General features: G+C 71.1%; 9 protein-coding genes. 4 read left to right on the top strand and 5 right to left on the bottom strand.

Features of this window, described 5'->3' with window-relative positions; genetic code table 11:
* Positions 1 to 44: 44 nt before the first annotated feature.
* Positions 45 to 824, bottom strand: coding sequence for a thiamine diphosphokinase (locus AC1HC7_RS04785; RefSeq protein WP_479498735.1), 780 nt, complete (start codon positions 822 to 824; stop codon positions 45 to 47).
* Positions 825 to 980: 156 nt separating this feature from the next.
* Between AC1HC7_RS04785 and AC1HC7_RS04780 the strand changes: the two genes are divergently transcribed.
* Complete coding sequence (locus tag AC1HC7_RS04780) at positions 981 to 2,705, top strand: hypothetical protein (protein WP_479498734.1); 1,725 nt, start codon at positions 981 to 983, stop codon at positions 2,703 to 2,705.
* Between the two features lie 60 nt (positions 2,706 to 2,765).
* On the opposite strand, the gene AC1HC7_RS04775 is transcribed toward AC1HC7_RS04780, so the two are convergent.
* A complete protein-coding gene (locus AC1HC7_RS04775) occupies positions 2,766 to 3,407 on the bottom strand; it encodes a glutathione S-transferase (RefSeq protein ID WP_479495939.1) in 642 nt (213 codons plus the stop codon).
* A 153-nt stretch (positions 3,408 to 3,560) separates the two neighbouring features.
* On the opposite strand from AC1HC7_RS04775, the gene AC1HC7_RS04770 reads away from it, so the two are divergent.
* Complete coding sequence (locus AC1HC7_RS04770; RefSeq protein WP_479495938.1) at positions 3,561 to 4,340, top strand: hypothetical protein; 780 nt, start codon at positions 3,561 to 3,563, stop codon at positions 4,338 to 4,340.
* Positions 4,341 to 4,487: 147 nt separating this feature from the next.
* On the opposite strand, the gene alaS is transcribed toward AC1HC7_RS04770, so the two are convergent.
* The gene (gene alaS, locus AC1HC7_RS04765; protein ID WP_479495937.1) at positions 4,488 to 7,151 is read right to left on the bottom strand and encodes an alanine--tRNA ligase; all 2,664 of its coding nucleotides are present in this window, start codon (positions 7,149 to 7,151) and stop codon (positions 4,488 to 4,490) included.
* A gap of 279 nt (positions 7,152 to 7,430) precedes the next feature.
* On the opposite strand from alaS, the gene AC1HC7_RS04760 reads away from it, so the two are divergent.
* Complete coding sequence (locus AC1HC7_RS04760; protein WP_479495936.1) at positions 7,431 to 7,655, top strand: hypothetical protein; 225 nt, start codon at positions 7,431 to 7,433, stop codon at positions 7,653 to 7,655.
* 25 nt (positions 7,656 to 7,680) lie between these two features.
* Here the strand turns inward: AC1HC7_RS04760 and AC1HC7_RS04755 are convergent, their stop codons facing one another.
* Positions 7,681 to 8,268 (bottom strand): transglycosylase SLT domain-containing protein, encoded by a 588-nt coding sequence (locus tag AC1HC7_RS04755; RefSeq protein ID WP_479495935.1) that lies wholly within the window; start codon positions 8,266 to 8,268, stop codon positions 7,681 to 7,683.
* A 200-nt stretch (positions 8,269 to 8,468) separates the two neighbouring features.
* Between AC1HC7_RS04755 and hspQ the strand changes: the two genes are divergently transcribed.
* Positions 8,469 to 8,825, top strand: a complete 357-nt coding sequence (gene hspQ, locus AC1HC7_RS04750) for a heat shock protein HspQ (protein WP_479495934.1) — start codon at positions 8,469 to 8,471, stop codon at positions 8,823 to 8,825.
* A 33-nt stretch (positions 8,826 to 8,858) separates the two neighbouring features.
* Here the strand turns inward: hspQ and AC1HC7_RS04745 are convergent, their stop codons facing one another.
* A complete protein-coding gene (locus tag AC1HC7_RS04745; protein ID WP_479495933.1) occupies positions 8,859 to 10,454 on the bottom strand; it encodes a gamma-glutamyltransferase family protein in 1,596 nt (531 codons plus the stop codon).
* Positions 10,455 to 10,460 lie beyond the last annotated feature (6 nt).

Below are 10,460 nucleotides of genomic sequence, written 5' to 3'. Positions count from 1 at the left end.
CGGGACGATCGGCACCTCGACCTGGGCCGAGACGGCGCCGGTGGCTATCGATTACGCCCGCGCCGGCGCGGTGAGCCTGCTGGAACGGCGCTGGCGGGACGCGGCGCTCGACCGCCTGCCCGGCGCGCCGGGCTGACGGCGACCGGCGCGCCGGGCAGGCTGTCGATCGCCGCGTCCAGCCAGCGCCGTTCCAGCAGGATCACCGCGCCGGCGCGGTCGAAATCGATCGCCACCTGCGCCGTCTCGGCCATGTTCGAGGTGCCGATCGTCCCGCCCGCCTCCAGCGCCAGCGCCTCCAGCGGCCAGCGCAGCCCGCGCGAGCGCAGCGCCACGCAGGCGCGCAGCGGGAACACCGACACCACCGCGCCCGGCGCCAGCCGCGCCCGCCAGCGCCGCGGCGCGGCGAACGCCACGTCGCCCGCGCCCAGCAGCAGAACGCGCCGCGCCTCATGCGCCAGCAGCGCATGCAGCGCCGCCAGCGAATGATCCATGCGCCCGCCCAGAAACCCCAGCCCCAGCAGCAGCGGCGCGCGCACCAGCCGCAGGCATTTTTCCAGATCGGTGCTGTCCTGATCCGCCAGGCGCAGGAACCGCACGTCGCCCGCCCGCTCCCAGATCTCGGGCCGCGCCACGCTGTCCATGTCGCCGATCACCGCGTCCGGGCGCAGCGGCCCGTCCAGCAACCGGTTGGCGCCGCCATCGGCGGCCACCAGCGCGCCGCTCCGCGCCCGCATCGCCGCCAGATCCCCCTGCGCCACCGGCCCGCCGCCCAGCAGCAGGGTCGGCGCGTCAAAGACGATGTCCTTTTCATCCGGCCTGTCCATGGGCCTTCACTGCCCTGTCGGCGCCTGCCAGTCAACGCGCTGGCGGCGCCGCGGGATCGTGATCATATTCACGATCCGCAATCATTGACCGCGCAGCGGAAATCGACCACCCTTCGCCGAGGCGCTGCGACGTCAGGCGCGGCAAAGGAGACCAGCGTGACGAAGAACAGGCGTTTGAGCGTGAATTACGGGTCCTTCTCCTGCGTGATCGAAGGCCTCGACAACCCGCTTGAGCTTTTGCGGAGCGTGATGGAAATCTGTCAGGAGGCCTCGGAACGCCATCCGCGTTTTGGCGCGCTCGACGGCATGCCCCACGGCGCCGATCTCGAACGTCTGGTGAAGGACCGGCTGGAGGCGCGCATGGCGGCGCTCGACGTGGCGCTGAGCCACGACCCGGCCGACGCCGCCATCGTCATCAGCCCGCCCCCCGATTCAAGGCCCGATTCAAGGCCCGACTCAAGGCCCGACGCCCCCCCCAACGCCCCCCCCGACTCGGCGCCCGGCCCACCCTCCGACACAGCGCACGGTGCGCCGCCCGCCGCCGCGCCGGATCGGCGCGCATCGGAATGGACGCCGAAATTCGGCCCCGCTTCAGGCGCGTCCCGCCCGGGCGCCGACGACGACGGGGGGGGGCGCCCTCCGCTGGTGTTCGACGCCGCCATGGACCGCAGCCCGCCGCTCAGGCCCGCGCCGTCCGACGCCTTGAAACCGCCGCCGCCCGCGCCCGGCGCGCCCACCGCCGTCACCCCCTCCGGCCCTGCCGGGCCCGCCCCCGGCGCGCCCGTCGCCGGATTCGCCGTCGACGCCGGTCCCGACGCCGGTCCCGACGCCGAAGCGGCCCGGCGCATGCAGGCGGCGCGCAGCGCCTTCGCCGAGGGCGCCAGCCTCGCGCCGCCGGGCCATGACGACCCCGCGCGCCGCCATGCCGGCAAGGGCGGGCTGCTGTCGCGTCTGGTGGGCCGCAAACCGACCGCGCCGCCCGACGACGCGCCCCTGCACCAGCCCGCGGCGCAGACGCCGCCCGCCGCGGCCGCGCCCGTTTCAGGCCCCCCTGCCGCCCCCGCGCCGCCGCGCCCGGATCCGGTCGTTCCCGCGGGGGCGGCGCCGGTGGCGCCGGATCCCGATCTGACGCCGCGCAGCGGACCGGGGATGATCCCGCACAGTTCGATCCCCAGCGATATCGGCGACCGACTTGACGCCTTTTTCACCCAGAAACCCTACGGCCAGCCGCCGAACCGGCCAGATCAACGGTCAGACAGCCCGCCAGCGCCGCAAGACGAGGCGCCGCTCTACCTGTCGCCCGATCTGGCGGCGCCCCACGCCCCTCCGGACCCCGCGCCCGGCGGCGTCGCCAACGCCCCGCCGGCGCCGCCCGACGCCCCCTTGCCCGAAGGCGCCAGCGTCGAGGAGATCGTCGAGCGCGCGCTGTCGCCGCTCAACCTCGACGATCAATCCGGCGCCCGTCCGCCGGGCGGCAAGCTGCGCATCATCCGCCCCGATACAGGCCTCGATACAGGCCCCGATACAGGCCTCGACACGGGCGCCGGCGATCGCGACATGACGCTGAACGAGGAGATGCAAACCGAAACCGGCCTTTCGCCCAGCCGCTTCGCCGCGCATTTCGGCGCCGAGGACCTGCTGGGCCAACTGGAGGCCGCCGCCGCCTTCGCGACGCTGGTTCGGGGGCTGGGCCGGTTCACCCGCACCGAGCTGATGGAGATTTTCGGCGACATGGAGGATATCCGCCGCCACGGCGCCGAAGCCCGGATCCGGGCTTTCGGCAAGTTGATCCGCACCGGCTCGCTGCTCAGGGTTGACGGCGACAAGTTCATGCTTTCGGTCGAGGCGCGCCAGGAATACCAGGACCGCATGCGCGCCTGAGACCCGTCGCCAGGCCCCGACCCCATTGTCCCCATCGGCACGGTCCGCCGGCGCGGCGATTCAGCCCCGCGCCGGGCGCTGGAACCCGGGGCGATCGGCGAGCTTGGCTTGCCAGCGGCGCAGCGATTCCAGTTCCTCGGGGGCCTGGATCCGGGTCACGCGCATGAAATCCAGCGACAGCCAGGCGGTGATGTCGGCGATGGTGAAGCGGTCCCCGGCAACGAAATCGCTGGTCGCAAGCCGCCGGTCAAGCATCTCCAGTCCGCGCAGCACCCGGGAGCGATTGGCCTCGGACCAGGCCGGGACCTGATCCTCCAGCCCCTGCATGCTCGGATGCCCGTGGCGGAACACGAACCCCACCGGCAGCATCAGCTGAAACTCCACCCGGCGCTGCCACATCTCGATCACCGCCGCCTCCAGCGGATCGGCGCCCATGAGGTTGGGCGACGGGTGCAGCGCCTCCACATAGCGGCAGATGGCGACGCTTTCGGTGAGCATCACGCCGTTTTCCAGTTCCATGGCCGGGATCACCGGCGCGCCGGCGCGGGCCACGTAATCGGCGGCGTAATGTTCGCGCTTGCCCATGTCGATTTCGACGATGTCGACGCTGACGCCCTTCTCGGCGAGGAAAGCCAGCACCCGGCGCGGGTTGGGCGCGGTGGAGGTGACGTAGAGTCGGTGCAGTCCGGGAAGCTTGGTCATGGCGCGTCTCCTTGATGGCGCGCCATGGTGGCCCAGGCGCCGCGACGCGGCAAGCCCCTGACGCGACGACGGGAAAGGCGCGCGGGCGGCGCCTCGCGCCTGATGGCCATTCGTGGTATCGCCGATCATGATTGCCGCTTCAGGAGACAGGACATGACCGCTTCCGCCCGTCTGGAAGAGATCGGCGCCGCCATCGCCGCCGATGCGCTTGGCGCCGCGCCGTTTCGCGATTTCGGCGCCGAGATCCCGGATCTCGCCGCCGCCTACGCGGCGCAGGCGGCGATGGTGACGCGGCATGCGGGCGCCCATGGCGGCGTCGGCGGGCGCAAGATCGCCTGGAACACCGAGGCGCAGATGACGCAGATGGGGCTGTCCGAGCCGGGCGTGGGCTGCATTCCCAGAGATCTCATCCGCCGGGGCGAGGCGACGCTGCGGGCCGGCGATTACCGCAGCTTCGCCATCGAACCCGAGATCGCGGCGGTGTTGGGCGCGGATCTGGCGCCGCGCGCGGGCGGCCATGATCGCGCCAGCGTGGCGGACGCGATCGCGCGGCTGCATCCGGCCTTCGAACTGCTGGACCGTCGCGAGGTCGGCGACGCCTCGCCGCGCGCGATGATCGCCAGCAATATTTTCAACGCCGGGCTGGTGCTGGGCGGACCCGGCCTGCCGCCCGGCGACGTCGATCCCGACGATCTGCGATCGATCGTCACCCGGGACGGCGAGGTGATCCTCGACCGGCGCGGGGCGGCGCCCATGCATCCGCTGGACGCCGCGGCCTTCATCGCCACGCGATTCAACCTGCTGGGCGAGACCGTGGCGGCGGGATCGGTGCTGCTGCTCGGCGCGCATCTGGCGCCGCACGCCATCACCGGCCCGGCGCGGCTGCGTTTTTCGCTGGGTGCGCTCGGCGAGGCGGGATTCGACATCGCCTGAGCGCGCCGACGCCGCCGCCGGGGGCGGAGGTCACGCCGCATCTGCGGGCAGGCCCGCAGGGTTTTGCGCAGCAAAACCGTCCGGGCGCAGCCCGGACATGCGGCGCCGGCGCCCGACTCGACCCCCTCGCGCGCGTGGCGAACCGCGTCAGGCGAGGGCGGCGCGCGCCGCGTCGCCAACCGCCTTCAGCGCCTCGGCGAGGCCCGCGCCGTTGGGGCCGCCGGTCTGGGCCATGGTCGGCCGACCGCCGCCGCCCTTGGCGCCGAGCGCCGGCGCCGCCGCGCGCACCAACGTCACCGCATCGACGCGATCGGCGAATTCGGGCGAGACGCCGACCACCAGCGATCCCTTGCCCCCGGTCCCGGCCGCCAGCGCCGCGACGCCGGGCGCGGCGGCCAGCAATTCGTCAACCGCCGACTTCATTTCCTTCGGGTTCAGGCCCTCAACCTCGCGCAGCGTCAGCGACGCGTCGCCCAATCGCTCAACGTCGCCGCCGCCCGCCCCGCCGGTGGCCAGCTTTTTCTTCGTCTCGGACAATTCCGCCTCGAGCGCGCGCTTCTCCGCCACCAGGGATTTCAGGCGGGTCTCGATCTCCGTGTCGGCCGCGTGCAGGACCGTCGCGACATTGGCGACGAGGCGCGCCTGACGCCCGGCATGGTCTTCGGCGGCGCGATGGGCCACCGCCTCGATCCGGCGCACGCCGGCGGCGAGGCCTTCCTCCTTGAGCAGCCGGAAGAACCCGATCTCGCCGGTGTTCTTCACGTGGGTTCCGCCGCAGAGTTCGATGGAATAGGGGATGTTGGCGCCGGCATCGGTCCCGCCCATGGCGACAACGCGCACTTCGTCGCCGTATTTCTCGCCGAACAACGCCCTCGCGCCGGCCTCGCGCGCCTCGTCTATGGCCATGATCCGGGTCTCCACCGGCGTGCAGCCGCGGATGCGGGCGTTGACCTCGCGTTCGATGGCGGCGATGTCCGCAAGCGGGATCGGCTGGCCATGGGATATGTCGAATCGCAGGCGGTCCGGCTCCACCAGCGAACCCTTCTGGGCCACGTGGTCGCCAAGTCTGCGCCGCAGCGCCTCGTGCAGCAGATGCGTCGCCGAGTGATGGGCGTTCAGCGCCATGCGCCGGGCGTGGTCCACCTGCAGCGACGCGCTCTCGCCCACCGAGACCACATGCGCGGCGTCCGAGGCCGCCAGCCGCGCCGCGTGCACATGCACCCCGTCGGCGCGTTTCTGGGTGTCGAGGATCTCGATCTCAACGCCCGCGTCGGTGACGGCGCGGCCCCGATCGCCGGTCTGCCCGCCCTGTTCGGCGTAGAACGGCGTCTGGTTGACCACCATGTCGAAATCGTCGCCCGAGGTCACGTGATCGACCGCGACCCCGTCGCGGACCAGCGCGGTGATCCGCGCCGAGGCGCGGGTGTCGGCGTAGCCGAGGAATTCCGTCGCGCCGACGCGGTCGCGAATGTCGAACCAAAGCTTTTGCGTGCCCGCGTCGCCGGTGCCCGACCAGGCGGCGCGCGCGGCGGCTTTCTGCGCCGCCATCGCCGCGTCATAGCCGGCCTGATCCACCGAGCGCCCGGTTCCGCGCAGGATGTCGGCGGTCAGGTCCAGCGGAAAGCCGAAGGTGTCATACAGCTTGAACGCGGTCGCGCCGGGCAGCGCCGCGCCCTCGGCCAGCGCGTCGATCTCCGCGTCCAGCAGCTTCAGCCCCCGGTCCAGCGTCGCCTTGAACCGGTCTTCCTCGGCGCGCAGGGTCTCGCGGATCAGCGCATCGGCGTCGCGCAGTTCGGTGTAATGCCCGCCCATCAGATCGATCAGCGCCGGGGCCAGGCGATGCATCAGCGGATCCTTCGCGCCCAGCAGATGCGCGTGGCGCATGCCGCGGCGCATGATCCGGCGCAGCACGTAGCCCCGGCCCTCGTTGGAGGGCAGAACCCCCTCGGCGATCAGGAAGGCGGCGCAGCGCAGATGGTCGGCGACCACGCGATGCGAGGTCGCCATGGGCCCGTGGGGCGCCTGCCCGGTCAGCTCGGCGCTCGCGGCGATGATCGGCGTGAACAGATCGGTGTCGTAATTGTTGTGCACGCCCTGGAGAATGGCGGTCATGCGCTCCAGCCCCATGCCGGTGTCGACCGAGGGTCTGGGCAGCGGCGTCGAGGACCCGTCGGCATGGGTCTCGAACTGCATGAACACCAGGTTCCAGAATTCCACGAAACGGTCGCCGTCCTCGTCCGGGCTGCCCGGCGGGCCGCCGGCGATGTCCGGGCCGTGATCGTAGAACAGCTCGGTGCAGGGGCCGTTGGGGCCGGTGTCGCCCATGCGCCACCAGTTGTCGTCGGACTCGATGCGGATGATGCGCTGCTCCGGCAGCCCGGCGATGCGCGCCCAAAGCGACGCCGCCTCTTCGTCCGAGGCGTGCACCGTGGCGATGATCTTTTCGGGGTCGAGCCCCATCACGTCGGTCGACAGCGTCCAGGCCTGTTCGATCGCCGCCTCCTTGAAATAGTCGCCGAAGGAAAAATTCCCCAGCATTTCGAAAAAGGTGTGATGGCGCGCGGTGTAGCCCACATTGTCGAGATCATTGTGCTTGCCCCCGGCGCGCACGCATTTCTGCGAGGTGACGGCGCGCTTGCAGGGGCGGGTTTCGGCGCCGGTGAAGATGTCCTTGAACTGCACCATGCCCGAATTGACGAACATCAGCGTCGGATCGTTGCGCGGCACGATCGGCGAGGAGGCGATGATCTCGTGATCGCGCCCGCCGAAGAAGTCGAGAAAGTCAGACCGGATCTGGTTGCCGGAGATCATGCGCGTCGCCCTGCCATTGTTGTTGCGGGGCCGAGTCCTAAGCGCTGGCGCGGGGGCGCGCAAGCGCTTCGGCGCCCGCCGTCTAGCGGCCATCATCGCGGGTGACTGTCCTTGACCGATTGAAACCGCGGCGCGCGCCGCGGATCTGGTCAACCGGCTGGCGGTGGCGGGGAACCAGAAAGCCGCGGGCTTGGGCGTCGAGCAGCGGCTGACGAGGCCGGAGCCGATGATCGAGGCCGGCATCGGCCCGAACGCCGCGCATCTCGGGGCGCCGCTGGAATGGCGCTGCATCCAGTGGGACACCCGACCCAGCGGGGCGCCCGGGATTTCGCCGGCAACCGCGCGGTTTCGGCCGTTGACATCGTGGTCAAGGGCTGTGGCGCCACGCCGTGGGAGGTGACGGCGGCGTGGGCGTCGCGCCCGCAGCTCGCCGCCGGGGCGCTCAGGGGCTGGCATTTTCAATGCAGCCATGTCTGGGCCCATCGCCGCGCCGAGGACCGCTGACGTCCCGAACTCCGCCCGGAAAAACCTAGGCGTCGAGCCCGCAGACCTCGATCTGGCGGCGATACTGGTCGGCCTTGATCCGCACCTGTCCCGCGACCCGGGTCAGCCAGGGCTTCTGGCGCCACGTGCCCTTGCGCCAGCCCGCCTGGCCCTCGTGATAGGCCAGATACTGGTTGTAGGCGTCGGTCATGGCGATGCCGTTCACCCGGCTGGTGCGGGCCATGTACCAGCCGACGAAATCCGCGGCGTCGTCGAAATCGTCGCGATCGGCGCCGCTGTTGCCGGTTTCCCGGCGATACCAGTCCCAGGTGCCGTCGATCGCCTGGCTGAAGCCGTAGGCCGAGGATCGCCGCCCCCAGGGGATCACCCCGAGCACGTATTTCTTCCCCGGCCGCGCGTCCGGCGTGAAACTCGATTCCTTCCAGATGATCGCCATCTGCACATCCGGCGGCGCGCCCCACTTGTCGGCGGAGCGCTGGATGGCGCGGGCCCAGTGCGGGCGGTCGTCGAAGATCGCGCAGGCGTTCTCGACATTGGCGGGGCGGCTGTTGCTGGCGCAGCCGGCCAGCGTGGCCAGCAGCAGCAAGCCGCCCGTCGCTTTCCTCGAAAGCATGGCAATTGGTCCTGTTCGCCCTCTTGCGGGGCCGGTTGGTCTGCTCGCAGTCGCGCGTCAGTATAGCCCGCGACGCCGAAATCGCCAAACCGCGCCGGCGGCGACGCAAATCGCCTTGCGCCGCGCGGGGCATGGACATGCGCCCGCGTGCGGATTAGGTAGCAGGCAGACGCCGGAGGACAGCAGAATTGGCCGCGACGATGAACCAGACACACGAGACCGACGCGCCGCTGCAGGCGCATGCCAAATTCGGCATCGGCCAGGTCGTGCGGCATCGCCACCACCCGTTCCGCGGCGTGGTCTATGACGTGGACCCGGTCTTCGCCAACACCGAGGAGTGGTGGACCTCGATCCCCGAGGATCGCCGCCCGCGCAAGGACCAGCCGTTCTATCACCTGCTGGCCGAAAACGAATCGAGCTATTATCACGCCTATGTCTCGGAGCAGAACCTGCTGCCCGACGACAGCGGCGAACCCGTCGGCCATCCGGAGGTCGCCGACCTGTTCGGCGAACTCCATGGCGGCCAATACGTGATCGAGGCGCTCAACTGCCACTGAATGCCCGACGGCGGACCGGCCTCCCTCCCCGGCTCAGTAACCGAGCGCGCAGCCGTCCTTGCGCGGATCCGACGCGCCGCGCAGCACCCCGCCCCGCCAGTCGATGTCGATGGCCTGACTGCCGCCGATCGGACCGTCGGCGTCGACGACCTTGTGGCCCATCTCCGCCAGCCGCGCGCGCACCGCGCCCGTGTAGCCCCGCTCCAGCATCAGCGCGCCCTTTTCGAAAAAGCTGCGCGGGCCGTCCATGGCGATCTGGGGCGTCATGCCGTAATCCACCAGATTGGTCAGGTAGCGCGCATGGCCGCAGGGCTGATAGGCGCCGCCCATGACCCCGAAGGCGCTGGCGATCTCGCCGTCGCGGCGCAGCATCGCCGGGATGATGGTGTGCATGGGGCGCACGCCCCCCGCCGCCTCGTTGGGATGCCCCTGCGCAAGCGTGAACCCGGCGCCGCGGTTCTGGAACAGGATGCCGTAGCGCTCCGAGGCCAGCCCCGAACCGAAACTGTGAAAGATCGAATAGATCAGCGACACCGTCATGCGGTCGCGATCGACCACCGTCAGATAGATGGTTTCCCTGTGCACCGCCTCGGACACGCCGCCCGGGTCGGCCATGGCGCGCGCCGGGTCGATCAGCGCCGCGAGCTTTTCGGCGGTGGCCTCGGCGATCATGTGCGCCAGCCGCAGATCGCCGCGCGCCGGATCGGCGATGAAACGGTTGCGCGCGTCATAGGCGAGCTTGGTGGCCTCGGCCTCCAGATGCGCGCGTTCGGCGCCGAAGGGATCGAGCGCGCCGAGATCGAAATGGCTGAGGATCCCGGCCAACAGGATCGCCGTGGCGCCCTGCCCGTTGGGCGGCATCTCCACCAGTTCGACGCCGCGATAATCGCCCGACACCGGGGTGACGTAATCGCAGGCGACGGCGGCGAAATCGGCCAGCGCATGCGTCCCGCCAAGGGCGTTGAGCGAGGCCACCATGTCCTGCGCCGCCGCGCCCTCGTAGAACCCGGCGCGGCCCTTTTCGGCGATCAGGCGCAGAACTTCGGCCTGTCCGGGGGCGCGGAACACCTGACCTTCGCGCGGGGCCTTGCCGTTCAGCAGATACGCCTTGCGCGCCGCGCCCGACAGATTGTCCGCCGAGGCCGCCCAGTCGAAGGCGACGCGCGGGGCCACGGGCACGCCCTCCTCGGCGTAGCGGATCGCGGGGGCGAGGCTGGCGGCCAAACCCAGCCGCCCATGATCGCGCGACAGCCGGTCGAAGGCGTCCACGGCGCCGGGCACGGTCACCGCATGGGCGCTGCGAATCGGCATTTCCGCGTGACCCGCGTCGCGCAGCGCCTGCGCCGACAGGCCGGCGGGGGCGCGCCCCGATCCGTTCAGCCCCAGCACCTCGCCGTCGGGCTTGCGCAGCAGGATGAAGCAGTCGCCGCCGATGCCGGTCATCTGCGGTTCGCAGATGCCAAGCAGCGTCGCCGCGGCGATGGCGGCGTCCACCGCGTTGCCGCCGCGCTCCAGCATGTCCACCGCCACCTTGGCCCCCAGCGGATGCGACGTCGCGCACATGCCGTTGGCGGCGATCACCGTGGAACGCCCCGGCGTCTGAAAATCCCGCGTTCGCTGATGGGTCATGCGCTG

This window comes from Oceanicella sp., assembly GCF_056449545.1.
Note: the sequence above shows the minus strand (reverse complement) of the source record. Positions and strands in the feature narration are given on the sequence as shown.

Excerpts from the sequence above, each read along its gene's own strand:
- AC1HC7_RS04785 (WP_479498735.1), bottom strand. The coding sequence starts at position 824 with ATGGACAGGCCGGATGAAAAGGACATCGTCTTTGACGCGCCGACCCTG.
- AC1HC7_RS04775 (WP_479495939.1), bottom strand. The coding sequence starts at position 3,407 with ATGACCAAGCTTCCCGGACTGCACCGACTCTACGTCACCTCCACCGCG.
- AC1HC7_RS04770 (WP_479495938.1), top strand. The coding sequence starts at position 3,561 with ATGACCGCTTCCGCCCGTCTGGAAGAGATCGGCGCCGCCATCGCCGCC.
- alaS (WP_479495937.1), bottom strand. The coding sequence starts at position 7,151 with ATGATCTCCGGCAACCAGATCCGGTCTGACTTTCTCGACTTCTTCGGC.
- AC1HC7_RS04760 (WP_479495936.1), top strand. The coding sequence starts at position 7,431 with ATGGCGCTGCATCCAGTGGGACACCCGACCCAGCGGGGCGCCCGGGAT.
- AC1HC7_RS04755 (WP_479495935.1), bottom strand. The coding sequence starts at position 8,268 with ATGCTTTCGAGGAAAGCGACGGGCGGCTTGCTGCTGCTGGCCACGCTG.
- hspQ (WP_479495934.1), top strand. The coding sequence starts at position 8,469 with ATGAACCAGACACACGAGACCGACGCGCCGCTGCAGGCGCATGCCAAA.
- AC1HC7_RS04745 (WP_479495933.1), bottom strand. The coding sequence starts at position 10,454 with ATGACCCATCAGCGAACGCGGGATTTTCAGACGCCGGGGCGTTCCACG.